The 21,350-nt window shown below is 60.1% G+C and carries 18 protein-coding genes; 12 read left to right on the top strand and 6 right to left on the bottom strand.

Annotated features, from left to right (window positions below):
• Positions 1-69 precede the first annotated feature (69 nt).
• The 7 genes from ANT_RS15125 to ANT_RS15095 all read left to right on the top strand — a co-directional run bounded on the left by ANT_RS15125 (position 70) and on the right by ANT_RS15095 (position 10,232).
• Entirely contained in the window at positions 70-2,406 is a 2,337-nt protein-coding gene (locus ANT_RS15125; RefSeq protein ID WP_013561400.1) for a tetratricopeptide repeat protein, read from the top strand.
• 100 nt (positions 2,407-2,506) lie between these two features.
• On the top strand, positions 2,507-3,859 hold the full coding sequence (locus ANT_RS15120) for a PAS domain S-box protein (protein WP_013561399.1): 1,353 nt from the start codon (positions 2,507-2,509) through the stop codon (positions 3,857-3,859).
• Positions 3,847-5,160: an HD domain-containing phosphohydrolase gene (locus ANT_RS15115; protein WP_013561398.1), complete on the top strand. Its 1,314-nt coding sequence runs from the start codon at positions 3,847-3,849 to the stop codon at positions 5,158-5,160. Before ANT_RS15120 ends, ANT_RS15115 begins: the two co-directional genes overlap by 13 nt.
• Before the next feature lie 110 nt (positions 5,161-5,270).
• Complete coding sequence (locus tag ANT_RS15110; RefSeq protein WP_155818181.1) at positions 5,271-5,693, top strand: hypothetical protein; 423 nt, start codon at positions 5,271-5,273, stop codon at positions 5,691-5,693.
• Positions 5,690-6,862, top strand: a complete 1,173-nt coding sequence (locus tag ANT_RS15105; RefSeq protein ID WP_013561396.1) for a DUF4037 domain-containing protein — start codon at positions 5,690-5,692, stop codon at positions 6,860-6,862. The genes ANT_RS15110 and ANT_RS15105 overlap by 4 nt, the downstream gene beginning before the upstream one ends.
• A gap of 82 nt (positions 6,863-6,944) precedes the next feature.
• A complete protein-coding gene (locus ANT_RS15100) occupies positions 6,945-7,907 on the top strand; it encodes an aldo/keto reductase (RefSeq protein ID WP_013561395.1) in 963 nt (320 codons plus the stop codon).
• Between the two features lie 75 nt (positions 7,908-7,982).
• On the top strand, positions 7,983-10,232 hold the full coding sequence (locus ANT_RS15095) for a bi-domain-containing oxidoreductase (RefSeq protein ID WP_197534072.1): 2,250 nt from the start codon (positions 7,983-7,985) through the stop codon (positions 10,230-10,232).
• Positions 10,233-10,587: 355 nt separating this feature from the next.
• Here the strand turns inward: ANT_RS15095 and ANT_RS15090 are convergent, their stop codons facing one another.
• Together ANT_RS15090 and ANT_RS15085 are read right to left on the bottom strand one after the other, a co-directional pair.
• Positions 10,588-11,178, bottom strand: a complete 591-nt coding sequence (locus ANT_RS15090; protein ID WP_013561393.1) for a histidine phosphatase family protein — start codon at positions 11,176-11,178, stop codon at positions 10,588-10,590.
• Complete coding sequence (locus tag ANT_RS15085) at positions 11,175-12,437, bottom strand: MFS transporter (RefSeq protein ID WP_013561392.1); 1,263 nt, start codon at positions 12,435-12,437, stop codon at positions 11,175-11,177. The genes ANT_RS15090 and ANT_RS15085 overlap by 4 nt, the downstream gene beginning before the upstream one ends.
• 363 nt (positions 12,438-12,800) lie before the next feature.
• Here ANT_RS15085 and ANT_RS15080 point away from each other — a divergent pair, with 363 nt between their 5' ends.
• Positions 12,801-13,373 carry a hypothetical protein gene (locus tag ANT_RS15080; protein ID WP_041455090.1) on the top strand — a complete coding sequence of 191 codons (573 nt, stop codon included), beginning with the start codon at positions 12,801-12,803 and terminating at the stop codon, positions 13,371-13,373.
• Positions 13,374-13,432: 59 nt separating this feature from the next.
• Here ANT_RS15080 and ANT_RS15075 read toward each other — a convergent pair whose 3' ends face one another.
• Complete coding sequence (locus ANT_RS15075; protein ID WP_013561389.1) at positions 13,433-14,095, bottom strand: response regulator transcription factor; 663 nt, start codon at positions 14,093-14,095, stop codon at positions 13,433-13,435.
• Positions 14,092-15,522 carry a sensor histidine kinase gene (locus ANT_RS15070; protein WP_041455089.1) on the bottom strand — a complete coding sequence of 477 codons (1,431 nt, stop codon included), beginning with the start codon at positions 15,520-15,522 and terminating at the stop codon, positions 14,092-14,094. Before ANT_RS15070 ends, ANT_RS15075 begins: the two co-directional genes overlap by 4 nt.
• A 151-nt stretch (positions 15,523-15,673) precedes the next feature.
• Here ANT_RS15070 and ANT_RS15065 point away from each other — a divergent pair, with 151 nt between their 5' ends.
• Positions 15,674-17,041, top strand: a complete 1,368-nt coding sequence (locus ANT_RS15065) for a helix-turn-helix domain-containing protein (protein WP_013561387.1) — start codon at positions 15,674-15,676, stop codon at positions 17,039-17,041.
• 95 nt (positions 17,042-17,136) lie between these two features.
• Here ANT_RS15065 and ANT_RS15060 read toward each other — a convergent pair whose 3' ends face one another.
• A complete protein-coding gene (locus tag ANT_RS15060) occupies positions 17,137-17,556 on the bottom strand; it encodes an FmdB family zinc ribbon protein (RefSeq protein WP_013561386.1) in 420 nt (139 codons plus the stop codon).
• A gap of 72 nt (positions 17,557-17,628) precedes the next feature.
• On the opposite strand from ANT_RS15060, the gene ANT_RS15055 reads away from it, so the two are divergent.
• Genes ANT_RS15055 through ANT_RS15045 form a run of 3 tightly spaced genes read left to right on the top strand, consistent with a single transcriptional unit; the run spans position 17,629 to position 20,243 of the window.
• Positions 17,629-18,264, top strand: a complete 636-nt coding sequence (locus ANT_RS15055; protein ID WP_013561385.1) for a guanylate kinase — start codon at positions 17,629-17,631, stop codon at positions 18,262-18,264.
• Entirely contained in the window at positions 18,261-19,037 is a 777-nt protein-coding gene (locus tag ANT_RS15050; protein WP_013561384.1) for a rhomboid family intramembrane serine protease, read from the top strand. Before ANT_RS15055 ends, ANT_RS15050 begins: the two co-directional genes overlap by 4 nt.
• A 21-nt stretch (positions 19,038-19,058) precedes the next feature.
• Positions 19,059-20,243 carry a glycine C-acetyltransferase gene (locus ANT_RS15045; RefSeq protein ID WP_013561383.1) on the top strand — a complete coding sequence of 395 codons (1,185 nt, stop codon included), beginning with the start codon at positions 19,059-19,061 and terminating at the stop codon, positions 20,241-20,243.
• A gap of 157 nt (positions 20,244-20,400) precedes the next feature.
• On the opposite strand, the gene ANT_RS15040 is transcribed toward ANT_RS15045, so the two are convergent.
• Positions 20,401-21,183: a hypothetical protein gene (locus tag ANT_RS15040; RefSeq protein ID WP_013561382.1), complete on the bottom strand. Its 783-nt coding sequence runs from the start codon at positions 21,181-21,183 to the stop codon at positions 20,401-20,403.
• Positions 21,184-21,350 lie beyond the last annotated feature (167 nt).

Genomic DNA, 21,350 nt, shown 5'->3' with positions numbered 1-21,350 from the left:
ACATTTCAGTTTCCCAACAATTTGGCAAAGCCGCGTTGGGAGAATCAAAATCATGTTATTCTTAAGGATATGGCAGGCAATCAGGCAGTTTTCCAACAGGCAATGAATCAGGGGCATTCCGCCGCATGGGACCAGGACTGGGTGAAAGCCGCCCAGTACTACGCCCAGGCGCTGGATGAGATGCCCGATAGTCCCCTGGCGCTTTCCAGCCTGGGGCTGGCGTATTTTGAATTGGGCGAGTACGAGCGCGCGCTGGAGTGTTACCAGCGCGCCTCTAAGATTGCCCCTACCGACCCCGTGCCCTACGAGAAATTGACGCGAATTTACGAGCGCATGGGCAAACTCAAGGAAGCCAGCGAGGTATGCCTGCAGGCGGCGGAACTGCATCTGCGCGCCCGCGACGTGGACAAAGCCATTGAGGACTGGGTGCACGTGCTCAGTCTGTTTCCGGAGCACCTGCCGACTCGCCAGCGCCTTGCCGCAGTGTACGAGCGCATGGGGCGCAAGATGGAAGCCATCAACGAGTATGTTGCCATTGCCAGCCTTTTCCAGCGCACCGGCGATATGACCCGCGCGCTTAAATCGGTGGAATATGCCCTGCGCCTGATGCCCGAAAGCCAGGAAGCGCGCTTTGCCCTGCACATGTTGAGAACCAATCAGTTACTGCCCCCGCCGTCCCGCCCCAAAGGCAGTACCGGGCCGATTCGCATGGCATCGGTGCGCGGTGAGGAAAAAGGGAAGTCTGCGCAGAAAACCGAAAGCACGGGCTTGAATCCCCTGGAAGAGGGACGCCAGAAGGCTCTGGAACAACTGGCATCCCTGTTATTTGATCAGGTGGAAGAATCACAGCGCGAACCGGCGCCGCGCAGTGGGCTTGCCGCTCTGGCGCGCGGTGTGACCGGTCCGCTCAGTATGGCGGGCGACCGCACCCGCATGGCGCTGCACATCGGACAAGCCATCGACTCGCAAATGCAGGGCGATGTGAGCAATGCCATTGCCGAACTGGAACGCGCCGCTGATGCCGGCTTGCGCCATGCCGCCCTGTACTACGATTTGGGCTACCTGCTGGCAGAACGCGATGGCGACAAAGCCCTGCGCTACCTGCAGGAAGCCGCCAAGCACCCCGAATATCTTCTGCCGTCCAGCCTCTTGCGCGGCAAAATTCTGTTGGACAAGGGGATGTACCCCGAAGCGGCGGGTGCCTACCTGCAGGCGCTGGCACAAGCCGATGTGGCGCTGGTGCCCGAAGCCCATCAGGAAGCCCTGCGCCAGTCTTACGAACCGCTGGTGGATGCGGTTGCCAGTGAGGAAGACCTGAAGAGCCTGGAAAACCTGTGCATCCAGGTACGCGATCAACTGATGCGTTCCGACTGGCGCGATTTGCTTGCCAAAGCCCGCCAGAACCTGCCGCAAGTTGCCCCCGATGCGCCGCCCTCGCCGGTGGCGGAGATTTTGCTGGAGACGCGCGGCAGTCAGGTGGTGGAAGCCATTGCGCGGGTGCGGGAACTTTCTCAAATGGGCTTGACGCGCACGGCGCAGGAAGAAGCCTTTTACGCCCTGCAGTTGGCGCCGCATTACCTGCCCCTGCACGAGCAGGTGGGCGAACTGTTGTTGCGGGAAGGGCGGACCGAGGATGCCAGCCGTAAGTTTCAGGTGGTGGCTGAACTGTATGCCGTGCGTGGCGAGGTTGCCCGTGCGGCGCGCCTCTACCGTCGCGTTCTGCAGATGAACCCCATGGATTTGGAAGTGCGCGAGCAACTGATTGAACTGCTGGTGACCCAGGAACGCATTGATGAAGCCCTGGAAGAGTACATGGAACTGGCAGACGCTTACTACCGCCTGGCAGAACTGGACAAAGCCCGCCAGACTTACCTCAATGCCCTGAAGATTGCCCAGCAGTCCCGCCAGAACCGCACCTGGGGCGTGGAGATTCTGCTCAAGGTGGCGGATATTGACATGCAGAGGCTCAATTTCCGTCAGGCACTGCGTATTTACGAGCAAATCCGTACCATCCAGCCCGATAATCCGCAGACCCGCCTGCAGTTGGTGCAGTTGAACCTGCGCATGGGGCAGTCTGCCGCCGCCCTGGGCGAGGTGGATTCGTTCATCAACCTCATGGAAAGCACCGGCAGGCGCGCTCAAGCCGTGCAGTTCCTGCAGGACCTGCTCGCTGAGGTTGGTCCCAATGTGGACCTTTCCCGCCGCCTGGCAGATTTGCTGGTGCGCGAAGGGCGCATCGAGGAAGGCGTGGCGCAGATGGACGCCGCCGCCAACCTCTACCTGGACGAGGGTAAGGTGATGGAAGCCATTAACCTGCTGGAGACGATTGTCTCGCTCAACCCGCCCAATGTGCAGGAATACCGCGAAGCCCTGAACGCTCTGCGGCGCGACAGTCTGCGTCGGTAAGGAAAAATATTACCAATTTGTAACGAAATTCTCATCGATTCGTAAGGCGAATCGGGAAGTTTTGGGTTAAAATAGCCCCGTTTAGGGGTGTTTTACTTTTATGGCCGGTTCTCTTTTTTCGAGTTTCTCCAGGAAAGCCCTGTGGTCGGCAGATGCCTCACCGGCAGGTTCACGATTCTCGTTCCTGGAAGTGCTCATCCTCACCACCGGCGGCGGGATTGCGGCTGGCTCGCTGGCACTCTGGCTGACCGCGCACACGGCGCCGATTTTTTTGCTGGTAAATGCCGCTTTTGTGCTGGTGCTGGCGGGGGTGTGGGCTGTGCGCTTGTGGCTCTCTTCTGAGGTCATCCGCGTCCTGCTCTTTTTCCTCTTCTGGGCGCATTATTTCGTGGTGTTGATGTTCACCGGCGGGGTGCAAAGCCCGGCGGCGGGCATGTTGCTCATCCTGATTTACGTCTCCGGGTTACTGCTGGGCTTGAAGGGGAGCCTGGTCTCCATCCTGCTGGGCGCGGGTTCGCTGCTGGTGCTGTTCTGGATGGAGCAATTTGGCAGGTTGCCGCCTTCCAGTTTGCCGCAAACCCCGCTGATGGAGATTCTCTTCCGCTTTGTCATTGGGGCTGTTTTTATCCTCATCGTTTACTTTACCAGCCGCATGCTGGAAAATTATCAGCGTTCTCTGCAGGCGGAACTGACTGAAAGGCAAGCCGCGCAGAATGCCCTTGCCCTGCAGACCGGGCAACTGCAGATGGTGCTGGAGAAAAGTTTTGACGCCTTCATCCTTGTGGACGAGACCGGCAGGGTGGTGGAGTGGAATCCCGGCGCGGAGCGTTTGCTGGGCTATTGCCGTGAGGAAATTCTGGGGCAACCTGCTGTGAAGGTTCTCGAGCGCATTGCCATCCCGGCTTACCGAACACCTTCTGCCCTGTCTAAACTGGAAAGTGTCTTCGAGCAAGCCCTCAAGACCGGCAAAAGCCCTTTTTTCAACCGCAAGACCGAGACCCGTTTTCTTGATGCCAGCGGAGAAATCAAAATTTGCGAATTGAACAGTTTTGCCCTGCCCACCCCGCTGGGATACCGCATCGGCATGATGCTGCGCGACATCACCAGCGAGCGCGAGGTGCGGGAACAATTGCGCCTGCGCCTCAGGCACCTGGAAACCCTGAACCGCCTTTCCACCCTTTCCCGTGAAGAAGCCCGCGTTTCTCCCTTCCTTGAGAAAGCCCTGGATCTGCTTCTGCCCGTGCTGGACGTGCCAGCAGGCGGCGTTGCCCAGGTGGATAAAGAGAACGGATGCTACTACCCGATGGCGACACGCGGTTGGGTAAAGTCTTTTGAAGGCAAGGCTTTTCCCCTGCAGGGTGGGCTGGTGGAAAAAACCATCCTGCAGGATGCCCGCTGTTCAGCGAGGACCTGTGCCTGGACCCCCGGGCGAATCCGGAAGTGGCGGCGCTGATTCCGCCGGGCTGGCGCGCCCTGCTGGTGCCCATGCGTGCCGGACAGGAACAACTGGGTATTTTGATGGTCGTGGTGGAAGCCCCCCGCAAGTTCAGCGAAGCAGAGGTGAATCTGGTGCAGACAGCGGGCGATATCATTGGCAGTGTGTTGCACCGTGCGCAACTGGATGCTGAGGTGCGCACCCGCCTGGAACAACTGACCTCACTGCACGAGATTGATACCGCTATTTCTTCCAGTCACAACCTGAAAGCCACTGCCAATATCCTGTTGCAGCAGTGCCTGCGCATGCTCAAGGTGGATGCCGCCCTGCTGTACGAGTTTGACCCCGTCAACCTGCACCTGGATTGTGTGGCGACCCTGGGGCTGAACACCGCCCGCCTGGAACACATCCGCGTGCGTGCGGGCGAGACGGTGGTAGGCAAAGCCATGCTGGAAGGTGTGCTGACCGGCGGGAACATGGAATGGCAGACCCTGCCTGCCGGCACGCACGACCGCCTGATGTGGGAGAAGGGCTTCAGGCAGATTTTTGCCGTGCCGCTGGTGAGCAAATCCCGCGTGGTGGGGGTTCTGGAAGTGTGCCGCCGTAAGACGCCCCCCGCAACGAAGGAATGGCTGGAGTTGTTGAACACGCTGGCAGGACAGGCAGCCATTGCCATCGAAAACGCCCGCCTGTTTGAGGATTTACAACGCACCAATGCCGAGTTGATGGTGGCTTACGATGCCACCCTGGAAGGCTGGGCGTTAGCCCTGGGACTGCGCGACAGCAATACCGAAGATCACACCCGCCGGGTGGTGGAAGCCACCGTGGAACTGGGTAAAGCCATGGGGTTAAGCGAGGTAGATTTGATTCAACTGCGCCGTGGCGCCATTTTGCACGACATCGGCAAACTGGGCATTCCCGATACTATCCTGCTCAAGCCCTCATTCCTTACCGAAGAAGAGCGGGAGATTATGCGCCGCCATCCGCTTTATGCCCGTGAATGGCTCTCGCGCATCCCTTACCTGCGGCAAGCCATGGACATTCCTACTTATCACCATGAACACTGGGATGGGAGTGGCTACCCCTACGGTTTGCGTGGCGAGCAAATCCCCCTGGGGGCGCGCATCTTCTCGGTGGTGGATGTGTGGGATGCCCTCTCTACCGACCGCCCGTACCGCAAAGCCTGGCCTCGCGACAAGGTCTTGCACTACATTCGGGCGCAAGCCGGTTTGCAATTTGACCCGCAGGTGGTTAAGGTGTTCCTGCAGAGCATCGAGCGCATCGAGAAGATTCTGGAAAAGGGGCATTTTGTCCCCTGACCAGAGGACCTGCAGGAAGATTATGAGGAAGGAAACCTTTTTCCCCTTTTTTGTCAAAAGGGATGTTTTTCCTTGACGTTTTCCTCGAACGGGAGTGTTATAATCAAATTGTGCCTCGTCAAGCCTTATTTGCCGGTTTGGTGGTAGATGAATTCGATCAGCCTGTCGAGGTGGCGTATGTGGGCGATGAACCCTGTTATGTGGTCAACGATCGCGGGTTTCGCCGCCACATCCCTGCCGAAGAGGTGGATCGACAGGTGCTGGCATGGATGCGCGAACAGATGCGCGGGCATGAGGACCTCATCAGCGAGCAGACCGCGCACATGCTCGGGCAGGATGACATTTTTTCCCGTGCCATGATTGAACAACAGTTAAAAAACATCGATCAGCAGTTCGAGCAATTGCTGAACGTGGGTATCCCGGAAGAAGGACGCGCCTATCTGGGAATGATGGGCTTCCGGGTGGTGATTAACCTGCACGGCGAGGTGCTACGGGTCGATCAGCCTGCCATGCCTTCGGGAGATGAAGAATGAGCGCCGATTCTCTCCCCCAATATTATTCAGAAAGTGCTGGTGGAGAGATTATGGGCGAGCCGTTTGATCCTGCTACAGTTGCATTTGTTCCCGGTCTGGAATTATCCAGACAGTATTATTTCAAAGCCGTGCGTCCGATTTTGAACGACGTCTTTCCCAAACTGCGCCATTCCGCCGCGCTGGTGGGTTACGGCTCGGATGTGGTCGGGCTGGACACCGAGCGCTCGCGCGATCACATGTGGGGTCCGCGCATGGTGCTGTTTGTCGAGCCGTCCTTCAATCCTGCCGAGCGCGGTTTTCTGTATCAGGCGTTGCGCCAGCGCCTTCCGGTAGAGTTCATGGGCTACCCCACCCACTTCGGTCCCCCTGATGAAGAGGGTGTGCGCCTGATGCGCAAAATCAAAGAAGGACCGGTGGATCATCTGATTGAAATCACCACCCTGCCGGAGTACTTTTCCAAGGAAATCGGCTGGGACACCCAAGCCCCCCTCACCGTTCAGGACTGGCTGACCTTTTCGGAACACAAACTGCTCAGTTTGACCAGCGGGGGGGTGTGGCACGACGACCTTGGGCTGGAAACCCTGCGCCAGCAGTTGATGTACTACCCGCGCGACGTGTGGATGTACCTGCTGGCGGCGCAGTGGATGAAACTGGGGCAGGAAGAAGCCTTTGTGGGGCGCACTGCCGAGGTCAACGATGACCTTGGGTCGCGCATTATCACCGCGCGGCTGGTGCAGATTGTCATCGGGCTGGCGTTCCTCATCGAGCGCAAGTACGCCCCTTACAGCAAATGGTTCGGCAGTGCTTTTGAGCGCTTAAATATGGCGCCGCGCCTGCAACCCTACCTGGCGGGCGCTCTGCGCGCCAACAATTTCCCGGAACGCGAGTCGCACCTCTGCCAGGCGTACTCCATCTGCACTGAGGAATTTAACCGTCTGGGCTTGATTGAGCCGGTGGAAACCCGCCCGACCTTCTTCCATAACCGCCCTTACCGCGTCATTCACGGCGACTGGATTGCCCACAAAATTCGCGCCGCCATCCCCGACGAGCGCATCCGCAACCTGCCCAACTACCTTGGCTCGGTCAACCAGTTCTCCGGCAGTGTGGACCTGGTTTCAGAAACCGAAGTGTGCCTCAGTCTGAAATATCTTTACAATCCAGGTGAATGAAGGCATAATAGAGGCGCGGGCTGAAAACGCCCGTCTTCTCAAACGTATTTCTGTTATCGTTCACGGAAAGGAAGGGACTCTTATGGAATACCGCAGATTGGGCAACTCCGGACTGAAGGTGGCGCGCATTTGCCTCGGAACGATGCAGTTTGGCTGGACAGCCGACGAAAAAACCGCTTTCGAGGTTATGGATGCCTACTTTGAAGCCGGCGGCAATTTCATTGATACCGCCGATGTGTACTCTGCCTGGGTGCCGGGCAATCCCGGCGGTGTCAGCGAGGAAATCATCGGGCGCTGGATGAAAGCCCGCAAGAACCGTCATCTCATTGTGCTGGCGACCAAGTTCAACGGGCGCATGTGGGAAGGTCCCAACGGCGACGGCTTAAGCCGCGGGCATGTGATGAAAGCCATCGAGGACTCTCTGCGCCGTTTGCAGACCGACTACATTGACCTGTATCAGACCCACTGGCCTCACTACGACACCCCGCAGGAAGAAACCCTGCGCGCGCTGGACGACCTGGTCAAAGCCGGGAAGGTGCGCTACATCGGCGCATCCAACGAGCCGGCCTGGCGTCTGATGAAAGCCATGTGGATCAGCGACAAGTACAACCTCAACCGCTTCATCAGCCTGCAACCGCCCTACAGCCTGGTCAAACGCGCCGAGTTCGAGCGCGAACTGGAAGCCGTGTGTCTGGATCAGGGCATTGGGGTCATCCCGTACAGCCCTCTGCAGGGCGGTTTCCTCACCGGCAAGTACCGCCGTGGGGTCATCCCCGACAGCGCCCGCGCCGAGGGGCTGAAGCGCTTCTTCACCGAGAAGAACTTTGCCCTCATTGACCTGCTGGACGAAATTGGCAAAAAGCACAATGCCACCGTCACGCAGGTGGCTCTGGCGTGGATGCTCCAGCGCCCTGCCATCACCTCGCCCATCATCGGAGCGAACAGCGTGGAGCAACTGCGCGACATTCTGGGCAGTCTGGAGGTCGAACTGACGGCGGAGGACGTTGCCGCCATTGATCAAGCCAGCGAGTGGCGCGAGCAGTAAAGGCTTTTCTTCAAGCCATGCAGGGCAATCCGCCGGGGTTGCCCTGCATTTTTGTTTGCCGGGCATGCGGGTATAATGGGAAAGGACAAAACGAACCGCGCGCCAAACCGCACGGTGAGCCAGCCGAACCGAATGGTGAGCCTGTCGAAAGGCGCGGCGCAACCCCATACTCAACAGAACGGGAGTATCCACGTACAGCCCATGAAACAACTGCTCCAGAATATGCGCGATGGAAAAGCCGAAGTTGCCGACGTACCCGTGCCGGTGGTGCGGCGCGGCATGGCGCTGGTGCGCACGGCGACCTCGCTGGTCTCGGCAGGCACCGAACGCATGGTGGTGGAGTTTGCCGAGAAAAACCTGCTGGAAAAAGCCCGCTCGCGCCCCGATTTGGTGCGCCAGGTGCTGGAAAAAGCCCGCCGCGAAGGGCTGGTTTCCACCCTGCAGGCGGCGTTTAACCGTCTGGATCAGTCCATGGCGCTGGGCTATTCCTCGGCGGGGGTCATCGTCGAGGTGGGCGAGGGCATGGAGGGCTTTGCCCCCGGCGACCGCGTAGCCTGCGCGGGCGGCGGTTACGCCGTGCATGCCGAGTACGCCGTCGTCCCCAAAAACCTGCTGGTGAAACTGCCCGACAATGTGGATTTCGAGTCGGCGGCATTCACCACCCTGGGAGCGATTGCCCTGCACGGCTTCCGTCTGACGCATCCGCAGGTGGGCGAGCGCATTGCCATTATCGGTCTGGGCTTGCTGGGCTTGCTCAGCGTGGGGTTGGCGCGGGCGGCGGGCTGTCAGGTCTTTGGCGTGGATCTCAGCCCCGAACGGGTGGACCTGGCGAAGCGCATGGGCGCGCATGCCGCCGTCCTGCGCCCTGATGCCGAGAGCGCCGGGTTGGCTTTCACCGCCGGGCAGGGCTTTGATGCCGTACTCATCTGCGCCGATGCCCGATCCAGCGATCCGGTGACGCTGGCGGGGACGCTGGCGCGCGACCGCGCGCATGTGGTGGCGGTCGGCGCGGTGGGGCTGGACCTGCCCCGCAAACTGTACTACGAGAAGGAACTGACCTTCCTGGTGTCGCGTTCCTACGGACCGGGGCGCTACGACCCATCCTACGAAGAGCGCGGACAGGATTACCCCATCGGCTACGTGCGCTGGACGGAAGGGCGCAACCTGCAAGCCGTGGTGGACCTGATGGCAGGCGGTCTGCTGGACGTGCATCCGCTCATCTCGCACCGCATCCCCATCGAACAGGGCGCCGAAGCCTACGCGCTGATCACCGGCAAGCGCAAAGAATCGTTCCTGGGCGTCCTGCTCACCTATCCTCAGGCGCCGGAAGAGACGCCCGCGCGGCGCGTGGAACTGCGCCCGCCCGTCCCGGCGGCGCAGGACCAGCCGGGAATCGGTGTGCTGGGCGCGGGCAACTACGCCCTGGCGACCTTCCTGCCTGCCATCCAGCGGGTGGGAGGCGTGCGCCTGGAGGGCATTGCCAGCGCCTCGGGCTTGACTGCCCGCCACGCCGCCAAAAAATACGGCTTCCGCTTTGCCACCTCGCAGGAAGAGGAAATCCTCGGCGCGCCGGAGATTCAGGCGGTGGTCATCCTCACCCGCCACAACCACCACGCCCGTCAGACCCTGCAAGCCCTGCGGGCGGGCAAGGCAGTGTACTGCGAAAAACCCCTGGCACTGACGCTGGAGGAACTGGACGAAATCGAACGCGCCCTGCAGAACGAAGACCTGCCCCTGCTGATGGTGGGCTTCAACCGGCGCTTTGCGCCGCTGGCTCAGCGCATGAAAGCCCGCCTGGAGGGGCGCGCCGAACCCCTGGCGGCGCATTACCGCATCAATGCCGGTTACCTGCCCGCCAATCACTGGACGCAGGACCCTGCGGTGGGCGGCGGGCGCATCCTTGGCGAAGCCTGTCACTTTGTGGACTTCCTCACCTTCCTGGTGGGAACTCCTCCCGTCTCGGTCGAAGCCCGCTACCTGCCCGACGGCGGGCGCTACCACGGCGATAACGCCCTGCTCACCCTGACCTTTGCCGACGGCTCGCTGGGGACGGTTTCCTACCTCGCCAACGGCGACCGCGCCATGCCCAAAGAGCGCGTGGAGGTGTTCTGCGCGGGTACGGCGCTGGTGCTGGACGATTTCACCCGCCTGGAGGTGTACCGCGGCAACCGCCGCGAAGAGGTGCGCGCGGGCGGGCAGGACAAGGGTCACGCCGCCGCCTGGCAAGCCTTCCTCACCGCGCTGAAAAGCGGCGGCACGCCGCCCATTCCTTACGAGCAATTGCTCTCCGTCAGCCGCTGGATGATTGAGGTCAGCCGCAGGTAAGGGGCATACCAAGTCCCGCCGGCTGAGCCTGTCGAAGCCTGAGCCTGTCGAAGCCGTTGTGCTGGTCTCACCGCGAAGGCGCAAAGCGCGCGAAGGGAGATAAGAGGGTTCGCTAAGCCGATTGCACGCTTCGGCGAACTCAGCCTGCGGTTCGCGTTCGCCGAGCCTGTCGAAACCTGCGTGCTGGTCTCACCACGAAGGCGCGAAGGGGTGTCATTGCGAGGGAGCCCGCCAGGGCGACCGAAGCCATTCCTCTCTGGATTTACCCGTTTTCTCTGACAGAAAGAAAGACCACCGCGGCGCTTTCAGCGACTTTCTGCAGGGGTGCCGGGCGTTGACAGCGGCACAAACAGGATTACCGCACCGATAGAGAAGTTTCTTCCCCCCACTCCACCACCAGGATATCCCCGTTGCGGGGGATGTGAAGGTGCGCCTGCTCCAGCGGGATGCCGTGCGCCTGACAGTACAGGGTTGCCAGCGCCAAGCCGTGACCAAACACCAGCACCGTCTGACCCGCGTGGCGGCGGGCAAGGTCATCGGCGGCGGCGCGCAGGCGGGCGGCAACCTGCGTCACCGTCTCGCCGCCGGGTGCGGATGCCGTGGCAGGCATGCGGCGGATGGCGTCCAGTTCGGCGGCGTAGCGCTCGGCAATCTCGGCGTGGGTCAGTCCCTCAAACGCCCCCTGATGAATCTCGCGCAGGCGTTCATCCACGCGGATTTCCAGCCCCAAACGGCGCGCCGCCGGTTGCGCAGTCTGCAAAGCCCGGCGCAGAGGGCTGGCATACAGCGCGTGGAAGGTCACCCCGGCGACTGCCAGTTTTTCCGCCATGGCTTCGGCTTGCGCCAGCCCGGTGGCATTGAGCGGCACATCCCGCCAGCCCTGCCAGCGCCCCTCGCGGTTCCAGTCGGTTTCCCCGTGACGAATCAACCACAGAATGACGCTCATCCAGCCGCGACCTCGCCGGTTTGGGGTTGATTTTGCGGCAGGCGCGCGGCGCGCAGTACCAGCACGATGCCGATGGCATACATCGCCAGGCACAGCAGGAAGGGCAGGATGCGGTTGATGGAAGACAACGCTCCGGCAATCCAGCCAAAGGGCGAGGTTGCCGCCACCAGCGTGGCAACGAACAGCGCCATGATGCGGGCGCGTTCCTCGGGGTTCATCGTCACCACCAGCAGGCGATCCAACTGCGTACCCAGCACGGCAAAACTGCAGGTCTCGATGGTCACCGAGAGGAACAGCAGGGGGTAGTTGCGCTCGGGGGTGACCAGCAGGATGGAGTAGGCAACGATGTACCCCAGGAACGACAGCACCATCGGGTTGCGGAAGTGTACGCCGCGCAGGCGCGGGGTGATGAGGAAGAAGAACATCAGCATGATGGCAGATTTGGCGATGGGGAAGAGCGAGAGGTGCGCGGCGGGGATGAGCAGTTTCTCCGTCACCAGAATCGACCAGAAGGTGCCGCTCACCGTGTTGGCGATGGAAAAGGCAAGGTGAATGCCCAGGGTGTAGAGCGTGGCGGGCGAGCGGAAGAGGATGCCCAGCACATCGCGGTACTCCAGCAGAAGCGAGAAGATACTGCGGTGGCGCGTCTCTTCCATGCGGATTTTGCCCCTCTGCGTCTCGGTGACCATGGCGTTCATGACGATGAATTTGGCAGTCATCATCACGCACGCCAGCAACAGCAAGCCGCGCATGGTCGGCACCAGCCCAAAGCGGGCGATGAGCAAGCCTGCAATGGGAGCAAAGAACACCGCCAACTGCCCGGCGATGTAAATCCACGAGTAGATTTCCACCAGTTCTTCGGGGTCGGTATCTTCCACCAGCACCAGCGTCCACGAGTTGTGGGTCACGCGCCAGGCGCTGTTGAACGGCACGGCGGCAAGGAAGGAATAAAAACTCTTTGCGGTTGCCCACAACAGGGTGGGAATCGTCCACGAGATGGCGTCGAAGATGAAGGTGGTGCGCTTGCGTCCCAGTTTGTCGGTGATAATGCCCCCCAGCAAGCCCCAGAAGAACTGAAACACCAGCCCCAGGCTGACCAGCAAGCCGATTTGCGAGTCAGTTAATCCCAGCGCCAGCATGTACACCGAGAAGTAGGGAGCATAGAGGTTGAAGGGGATGCCCCACAACGGTTCGGAGAGGATGGCGCCGCGGGCGTTGCCGCGGGCGTTTTTCAGGGTTGCAATCAATGGATGTGCCATGCCGTTCCCTCGTTCATTCCAGCATTGGGAACATTGTACCGTAATTCACGAATCCCTGTGAACCTTCGCATGGGGATTTTCCCAAGCAGGCGGTGACGGGGAACACTGCAAACGATGAGCATGCGCCCTTCGACAGGCTCAGGGCGCGCTCAACCCGCCGAACCGTGCGGTGAGCCTGTCGACCCCGCACGGTGAGCCTGCCGAACCGCACGCACCCTCGCAGAACACACAAAGGGACACCTGCCCTATGGGAATGGGGGCGGGTGTCCCTGTAATTCACATATCATCCCTTCTAAAATGGAAGCAGGTTGAGCAAAACGCAACCCAAAAAATCAACAACCTCAATTCATGAAGGAGCGAGTAATGGCAAGCATTTCTACGTTCTTCAAGGGAGAAGCCCTTGAATTGCAAGATCCCTCATGGGCAAAATTCCTCTTCAATGACCGCCGCGCCGCCTGGTTGTGGCTGGTAGTGCGCATCTGGCTGGGCTGGCAGTGGATTGAAGCCTCCCTGCACAAAATAAACGATCCCAAGTGGGTGGTTACGGGGGAAGCCCTCAAAGGGTTCTGGACTCGGGCAGTTGCCATTCCTGAACCGCCTGCGCGCCCTCCCATTGCCTTCGACTGGTACCGCGCTTTCATTCAGTCCCTGCTGGATGCGCAGTCGTACACCTGGTTTGCCAAACTGGTAGCCTACGGCGAACTGCTGGTGGGCATCGGCTTGATCGTCGGCGCAATTGTGGGCATCACCGCCTTCTTTGCCGCGCTGATGAACTGGAACTTCATGATGGCTGGCACCGCCAGCACCAATCCTTTGCTCTTCCTGGTTGCCATTCTGCTGATCCTGGCGTGGAAGGTAGCCGGGTATTACGGGGCTGACTTCTTTATCCTCCGCTGGTTGAACAGGAACAAAACGCCTCAAGCCGCCCAATCTTAACGGAAACTTTTATCGGTAAAAGACAGAGGCTCGCCTTTGGAGCGAGTCTCTGTCTTTTGTTAATCTCTCTTCACCAGGTCGAAAATGTGATGCTCCACCGCGTAGGTTGCCAGTTCCACGCGGTTGGAGAGATGCAGTTTTTCCAGAATCACGCTGACATGATTGCGCACGGTCTTTTCGCTGAGATGCAGAGTTCTGCCAATTTCGGCGTTGGTTTTGCCTTTTGCCAGTTCCGCCAGCACGCTTAACTCGCGCTCCGAAAGATCGCGGAAAGCATTTTGTTCGGCTTTGCGCTCCATCTCGCGCACAAAGTGGAGCAGGCGCGTGGTGGTGGCAGGATCGAGCAAGGATTCGCCGCGCGCAACGGTTTGGATGGCATCCAGAAGCACATCGTTATCGGCTTGTTTAAGCACATAACCCGATGCGCCCGCATGAATGGCACGCATGACCAGTTCATCGTCGGAGTAGGAAGTGAGGATGATGACACGGGTTTGAGGAAAGCGCTGAACAATCTGCCGGGTGGCTTCAATGCCGCTTTCGCCGGGCATGCGAATATCCATCAGCACGATTTGCGGCTGGGTTTCCTCAATGACACGCAGAGCCTGAGTCAGATTGCTGGCTTCGCCCACGACCTGCATATCGGGACGGTCGCAGATCAGGGTGGTCAGTCCCATGCGTACCAGCGCATGATCATCGACAATGACAATGCGAATGCGGTTCATACCCGAGTCCTTTCCGATGATGAGAGGGTATCAGAGGGGAAAATCAGCATCAGGCGAGTGCCTTTTTCGGGGGAACGGTTGCTCAGGACAAGCGTGCCGCCCATCATGCGGGCGCGCTCGCGCATATTGCGCAGTCCGTAGCCTTCGCGCACTTGCGCGGGCATGCCTTCGCCATCGTCTTCCAGAGTCAGCAGGGTGTTGCCGGCTTCGTCCTGGCGCAGTTGCAGGGTTACGCGAGTAGCACGGGCATGGCGCACCACGTTGGAGAGCGCTTCCTGCAAAATTGCCAGCAGGTGCGCGGTATGACGCGGGGAGAGCGTCCACTCTTCGGGCAGGGTATCTTCCAGATGAATCTCCACCAGGGTGCGGAAGCGCGGATCATCCACCAGTTGACGAATGGCGCGGCGGGGGTTATTTTCTCCCAGCGGAGAATGTAAATCCTGCATGTTGCGGCGCAGGTCGGCAATGACCTCGTTCAGCGCCTGCACTGCCCGTTCCAGCCGCTGGGCGATAGGGCTGTCGGCGTCTGCCAGTTTGCGCGCCGAGTCGATGAGCAAGCCCGCAGTGTATGCCATCTGCAGGGTATTGTCGTGCAGTTCGCGAGCAATACGCTCACGCTCCGCCTGCAGGATTTGCTGTTGTTCCATGTGTTCGATGGTGCGCTCCATCTCCACGTGAAACACTTCCAGCGCGCGTACCATTGAAAACAACAGAAAGCCGCCCAGCAGAACAAGAAAAACCAGTACCGGCACACCCAGAGCATCTTCAAAGGTGCGCAAATTCAACCAACTGCCGGGGAAAAACTGAATGGGCGGAGGGATTAATCCGCGCAGAGCGCCAAACAGCGCCAGAGTGATTCCCGCAGTGCGCAGCATACTCACCACCTGAGGCGCATCCAGGGGAGCGATCAGGCGGTAAGTTTGTTCGCGCAAGCCGTAAGCGGCAAACAACCCGCCGGGAAAGGCAATCATATACCCTGCCAATGCTTCTACATGATCATGAAAGGACCTCAGGTCAAAGGGTGTGGAAAATGCCGCCCTTACCATCAAAAGGGTGAAGAGGATATGCCAGCCTGCCACCAGCCCGCGCAGGGTGTTTCCCATCCGCAAAGGACGGAGCAGTGCCAAACCAAACTCAAAGAGACACACATAAGACAGGGCAAGCAAAAGCAAGTGTAGAAAGTGTACTCCCTGCATGAACAGAGGCGGGAAGTAAGAGGCTTGCACAGGGACAAATAATTCTCCCCACACATACAAACCATGCGTAAAGCCGAAAGCCGCCAGCCAGCGGAGACTGCGGGCAATTTCCAGCCGGGAAGAATAGCGCGCCTGCAGGGCAATGGCAACCCCCAAAACGAAAAAGGTCAGCCCGTAGATGAACTGAAAAAGGGGTTCGTTATACTGAAAAAACAAGCGAAGGTTCTCCATGACGTGGTGATCCCGTTTCGGATAGAGTATATCAAAAAATTGCAGGATTTTCCCGCGCCGCACGGCGAGCCTGTCGAACCGTGCGCGCCCTCGGCGAACGCAGGGAACAGAGAGGGAGACCGCTCACGCAAGTGACGGTATAATAAACGGCATGGAGTTGCCCAACAACGAGCCCCTGAGCGAACGCGAGATAGAGATTTTGCGTTTGGTGGCAACCGGCGCATCCAACAAAGAAATCGCTCAGGCACTGTCCATCAGCCCCAACACGGTCAAAGTCCATTTGCGCAACATCTTTGCCAAGATTGGCGTGGTTTCGCGCACCGAAGCCACGCTGTACGCCATCCGCAACGGCATTACCCCGCCGGGCTTTTCCCTGCCTGAGACCTCCCCCGCCGAAGAAGAAGTTCCTCCCGAAAGCCCTCTGCAGGTGGCGGCACTGACCCGCGAAGTGGAAGCCCCTCTCCCCGCGCGGCGGACGCTGAACCGCTGGGCGCTGGCAGGCGCGGCATTGCTCATTCTCCTCCTGGCAGGCGCGCTGGTATGGAACTTGACCCGCCCGGCGGCATCTACCCCCACCCCCGCCAGTACGCAAACCACGCCTGTTGCCCCGCCGCGCTGGGCAGTCCTCAAAGAACTGCCCGAAGCCCGCGCCGGCATGGCGGCGATTGCCTTCAACGAGCGTCTGTACCTCTTTGGCGGCGAGACCGAGACCGGCATCAGCAACGATACGCTGGCGTATGACCCCGCAACAGATACCTGGCAAGCCCTGAGCGGCAAGCCCACCGCCGTCTCGCAAATTGCGGCGGCGCGGCTGGGCGAGCAGATTTACCTGCCCGGCGGAATGACCGCCGCCCAGCGCCCCATCAGCGCGCTGGAAGTGTACAGCCCGCTTACCGATTCCTGGCAAAGCCGTGCCCCGCTCCCGCAGGCGCTGGCAGGCTACGCGCTGACCGCCTTTGAAGGCAACCTGTACCTCTTCGGCGGGTGGGACGGCAAAACCCCTTCCTCCGCCGTGTATGCCTACGACCCCGAAACCAACCGCTGGGAAGAGCGCACCCCTCTGCCCTCGCCGCGCGTCTTTGCCGCGGCAATTGCCGTGGAAGGGCGCATCCTGCTTTTCGGCGGGAGCGACGGCAGTCAGCCGCTGGATGAGGTATGGGCATACCACCCCGCCCGCGAGAGCGGCGGCGGGACGGTCTGGGAAGCGCTCCCCGCCATGCCCGCTCCCCGCGCGCAGATGAGCGCCGTCGGGCTGATTAACTCCATTTATCTGCTGGGGGGAATATCATCCAACGATGAGGGCAACCTTCCCAACTGGGTGTTCACCCCCGCCGATGGGCTCTGGCAAGCCCTGGAGCCTGCCCCCGCGCCGCTGGGGGAGCAGGGTGTGGCGGTGACATACGGCAACTACCTGCACATCTTTGGGGGCAAGAGCGGGCAAACTCTCCAGCGCACGCACCTTTCCTATCAGGCGCTGTACACCGTTGCCATTCCGTTCATCGTGGACGACACCCCCTGAAGCGTGCAGGTTCTGCCTTTGCGCGCTTCGCGTCTTTGCGGTAAACCGCTGGTTGTCATCGCGGAGCCTCCCCGGCGGGGTCTCGCCAGGTGAGTTTATTCCTCGCCCCCAAAATCAGCGCCAAAACCGCCTTCGTCCTCCCCGCCTGCGCCCAGGCTCTCCGCCAGTTCGGGCATTTCCTGCTCAATTTGCTCCGGCGTTTGCCCCGACTCCAGGCGGTGAATGACCTCATCAAATTCAGGACCCATGTCCTCGCCCACCTCGCGGCTCATCTCGCGCATCATGCGTCCCAGCGCGCGCGGATCTTCATCCAGCCCTTCCAGGTTGGACGGGTCGGCAAGGCTTTCCAGACGGCTTTCTTCTGAGCGGGCAATGCGCACCCGGTTGATTCTGCGCTGGACGTGCTCGCTCCCGCAGTGTGGACACACTGCAGGCTTAACCCCGTACTCGGCATAGGTAAAAAACAAACTGAAACGGCGGTTACAATCCAGACAGCGGTAATCGTAGTACGGCATCTCTCGTTTTCCTCCGGCTCAGTTCATGGCTTTTCAATTATAATCATCTTATCTTGGAATTTTATTAACCCGATGGAGACCATGGATCAGTCACCGCTCGATTTTGACCTGCACCACCCCAAACCCCTGTTGATTGTCATTTCCGGTCCTTCCGGCGTGGGCAAAGATGCCGTCATTAAAGCCATGAAGGACAAAGGCTACCCCTTTCATTTTGTGGTGACCATGACCAGCCGTCCCATCCGCCCCGGCGAAGTGGACGGCGTGGATTACTTCTTCGTCAGCCGCGAACGCTTTGAGGAACTGATTTCCGCCGATGAGTTCATCGAGTACGCCAACGTGTATGGCGATTACAAGGGCATCCCGCGTTCACAAATCCGCGAAGCCATGGCGAGCGGCAAGGACGTCATCCTGCGGGTGGATGTGCAGGGCGCCGAGACGGTGCGCCGTTTGTGCCCCGAAGCCGTGCTGATTTTCCTCATCCCTGCCAACAAGGATGAGTGGCTGTGGCGGCTGAAAAACCGCAAAACCGAGACCGAAGAAGCCCTTAAACTGCGCGTGGAAACTGCCCGTCAGGAACTGCGCGAGTTTTCCAAATTCGATTACGTGGTGGTGAACGCCCATGACCGCCTGGATGAAGCCGTGCGCATCATCGCCGCCATCATTGAGGCGGAGCATCACCGCATTGATCACCGCGAGGTGTGCCTGTGAGTTTGCCTTCCGGATCGCCCGCATCTCAGCCTTCGGAAACCCAACCGCCCGCCGAACTGGGCAGGGTTGAGCCGGCGCAGGTGCGCGTCCCGCTCACCAAGCCGCTGGTGACGTACATTCTCCTGGGAGTGACCGTTGGCGTGTATCTTCTGCAGATGCTCTCGCGCCCCCTCTTTGGATACGACCTTTTGCTGGCAATGGGCGCCAAGAGCAATACGCTCATCCAGCAGGGGGAGTTCTGGCGTCTGATTACGCCGATGTTCCTGCACGTCTCGCTCCCGCACATTGCCTTCAACATGTACGCGCTGTATGCCTTTGGCGTTTCGCTGGAACGGCATTATGGACGGCGACGTTTCCTTCTGCTCTACTTTATCGGCGGACTGGGCGGGGTGGTGCTTTCTTACCTGCTCTCGCCGGAGAACTCTGCCGGGGCATCCACCGCGCTCTTTGGCGTGGTGGCGGCAGAAGCGGTTTTCCTTTACTATAACCGCAGATGGTTTGGTAAAGAAGCTGTCTCGGCCTTGTGGAACACCGTGTTCATCATTGGCATTAACCTGGTGCTGGGCTTATCGCCGGGTATTGACAACTGGGGGCATCTTGGCGGGCTGATTGCCGGGGGCGTATTTGCCGCGCTGGCAGGTCCTTTGCTGGCACTGCGCGGCGAATATCCGAACCTCTCGCTGGAAGATACGCGCAGTTTAAACCGCGCGTTCGTGGTGGCAGTGGCAGAAGCCGGTGTGCTTCTGTTTCTGGTGTTGATGACTTTTTTCTAAACCCATGAGGAGTAACATACCATGAGCGAACGTCTGCAGTGGATTCAGGATGAACTCGACCGTCTGAAAGAATCCGGGCTGTACAACCGCATCCGCACCATCTCCACCCCGCAGGGGGCATGGCTGGTGGTGGACGGCAAGCGTGTGCTCAACTTCTGTTCCAACAACTACCTGGGCTTTGCCAATCATCCGCGGCTGGTGGAAAAAGCCCGCCAGGCGCTGGAAAAGTACGGGGTGGGTCCGGGTGCGGTGCGTACCATTGCCGGGACGCTGGACCTGCACACCGAACTGGAACGGCGCATCGCCGCCTTCAAGGGTGTAGATGCCGCCATTACCTTCCAGTCCGGCTTCACCGCCAACCTGGCGACCATCGCCGCGCTGGTGGGCAAAGAGGACGTGGTCTTCTCCGACGAACTCAACCACGCCAGCATCATTGACGGATGCCGTCTTTCGGGCGCGCGCATTGTGCGCTATGCCCACGCCGACCCGGTGGACCTGGAAGCGCGCATCCGCGAGAACGAAGGCACCTACCGGCGCGCCATCGCCATCACCGACGGCGTCTTCAGCATGGACGGCGACATTGCCCCGCTGGATAAAATTTACGAGGTTACCAGTGCCTACAACGTCATGCTGATGGTGGACGATGCCCATGGCGAAGGTGTGCTGGGCAAGGGCGGTCGCGGCATTGTGGATCATTTCAACCTGCACGGCAAGGTGGATATTGAAATTGGCACTTTCTCCAAAGCCTTTGGCGTGGTGGGCGGCGTCTCCGCCGGTTCGCCGCTGGTGGTGGAGTGGCTGAGACAGCGCGGACGCCCCTTCCTGTTTTCATCGGCAACCCCCGCCGCCGATGTCGCCGCCTGCATTGCCGCCATTGACGTGCTGGAAGAATCCACCGAACTGGTGGACCGCCTCTGGGAAAACGCCCGCTACTTCAAGGCGGAGATGAAAAAACTGGGCTTCGATACCGGCGTGAGCGTCACCCCCATCACCCCCATCATGCTGGGCGAAGCCCCGCTGGCTCAGCAGTTCAGCCGCGAGTTATTCGAGGAAGGCGTCTTTGCCATGGCAATTGGCTATCCCACCGTGCCGCACGGCAAAGCCCGCATCCGCGTGATGATTTCGGCGGCGCACAGCAAGGACGACCTCGACAAAGGGCTGGAAGCCTTTGCCCGGGTGGGCAAGCGTTTGGGCGTGATTGGCTGAGAAACCCTGCCTGGAATGATGTCCTTTCCCTTGGGGAGAGGGCAGGGTGAGAATCTTTGCGGAAGAACAACCCCGCGCACCGGGTGTATTCAAGGTGCGCGGGGTTCGTGTACCCCTCGATGCCTTCAACAGGCTCAGACGGCGGCTTGGCGTTCGCTTAATACGCGGCGTGGGTGGGCTTGACCAGCCCGATGGCACGCAGACCGGCAATCACCCCTGTGCCGATGACTGCGCCAATAGCACCGCGGGTGGCGAACTCCACCGGGATGATGGGAATGAGGGTCATCCACACCTCGGCGGGCCAGTTGAACATCAGGTAGGTGATGGCGCCCGCGCAGACGTGCGCCAGCCCGTAGGTCATCCAGGTGCCGAGGAACAGCCCGGCCGCCATCTTCGCCACATGGGTCGAGGCAATCCAGCGGGAGAAGAGGGAACGGGTGGGCAACAGGTAGAGAATCAACGCGCTCCAGTTGACGAAGGTGGTCATCAGCGCGGTAGAGAGGGCAACGCCGTTCTGCAAGCCGCGCCCGACATACACCGCGAAGCCCAGCACGCCCAGGACGAAAGGCAAAATCCACCACAAGCGGCGTTTACCGCCTGCCGCCATGGCGCCGGCGGCAAAACTGGTGATGAGTGCGCTCATCACCGAGACGTACCACACCCGCGTGGTGTGCGGGGCAACGAAAACGCCAATCAGCGTGCCGATGCCCGAAGACACCGCCCCGGCAAGCGGACCCAACAGCCAGCCCACCAGGCTGTACACTCCCTGGCTCATGGGGAAAGAGCCGCCCATGCCCAGCACGGCAGAGAAGGGGATGAACGCCAGCACGGTCACCACCGCCGCCAGCACGATGAGATAAGCCACCGGCGCGCCATCAATGCTGGCGCCCCCCAGGAACTGCACCCGGCGTTCCTCACCGGAAGGTTGAGAAAGAGTCATAGACAACCTCCAGAGAAAAGAATTTCCTGACGTGCCCCCCGCCGTCAGTTTGCGTCCCCTATTGTATCGCAAGTCATGGGCGAAAGAGAAAATAACATTCCTTTGACGGATGTAAAGAATTTGTTAACTTTTTTACCAAAAAAGCGGGTACAATATATCCATCCCCA

Origin of the sequence: Anaerolinea thermophila UNI-1 (assembly GCF_000199675.1) — a bacterium.
GTDB lineage: Bacteria > Chloroflexota > Anaerolineae > Anaerolineales > Anaerolineaceae > Anaerolinea > Anaerolinea thermophila.
This window is presented reverse-complemented; position numbering and strand designations above follow the sequence as displayed.

What these genes read in the sequence shown, in the direction of transcription:
- ANT_RS15070 (WP_041455089.1), bottom strand. Translation starts at nt 15,522, where the DNA reads ATGGAGAACCTTCGCTTGTTTTTTCAGTATAACGAACCCCTTTTTCAG.
- ANT_RS15080 (WP_041455090.1), top strand. Translation starts at nt 12,801, where the DNA reads ATGGCAAGCATTTCTACGTTCTTCAAGGGAGAAGCCCTTGAATTGCAA.
- ANT_RS15045 (WP_013561383.1), top strand. Translation starts at nt 19,059, where the DNA reads ATGAGCGAACGTCTGCAGTGGATTCAGGATGAACTCGACCGTCTGAAA.
- ANT_RS15120 (WP_013561399.1), top strand. Translation starts at nt 2,507, where the DNA reads ATGGCCGGTTCTCTTTTTTCGAGTTTCTCCAGGAAAGCCCTGTGGTCG.
- ANT_RS15125 (WP_013561400.1), top strand. Translation starts at nt 70, where the DNA reads ATGGCAGGCAATCAGGCAGTTTTCCAACAGGCAATGAATCAGGGGCAT.
- ANT_RS15040 (WP_013561382.1), bottom strand. Translation starts at nt 21,183, where the DNA reads ATGACTCTTTCTCAACCTTCCGGTGAGGAACGCCGGGTGCAGTTCCTG.
- ANT_RS15090 (WP_013561393.1), bottom strand. Translation starts at nt 11,178, where the DNA reads ATGAGCGTCATTCTGTGGTTGATTCGTCACGGGGAAACCGACTGGAAC.
- ANT_RS15065 (WP_013561387.1), top strand. Translation starts at nt 15,674, where the DNA reads ATGGAGTTGCCCAACAACGAGCCCCTGAGCGAACGCGAGATAGAGATT.
- ANT_RS15095 (WP_197534072.1), top strand. Translation starts at nt 7,983, where the DNA reads ATGGGAAAGGACAAAACGAACCGCGCGCCAAACCGCACGGTGAGCCAG.
- ANT_RS15055 (WP_013561385.1), top strand. Translation starts at nt 17,629, where the DNA reads ATGGAGACCATGGATCAGTCACCGCTCGATTTTGACCTGCACCACCCC.
- ANT_RS15100 (WP_013561395.1), top strand. Translation starts at nt 6,945, where the DNA reads ATGGAATACCGCAGATTGGGCAACTCCGGACTGAAGGTGGCGCGCATT.
- ANT_RS15075 (WP_013561389.1), bottom strand. Translation starts at nt 14,095, where the DNA reads ATGAACCGCATTCGCATTGTCATTGTCGATGATCATGCGCTGGTACGC.
- ANT_RS15060 (WP_013561386.1), bottom strand. Translation starts at nt 17,556, where the DNA reads ATGCCGTACTACGATTACCGCTGTCTGGATTGTAACCGCCGTTTCAGT.
- ANT_RS15085 (WP_013561392.1), bottom strand. Translation starts at nt 12,437, where the DNA reads ATGGCACATCCATTGATTGCAACCCTGAAAAACGCCCGCGGCAACGCC.
- ANT_RS15105 (WP_013561396.1), top strand. Translation starts at nt 5,690, where the DNA reads ATGAGCGCCGATTCTCTCCCCCAATATTATTCAGAAAGTGCTGGTGGA.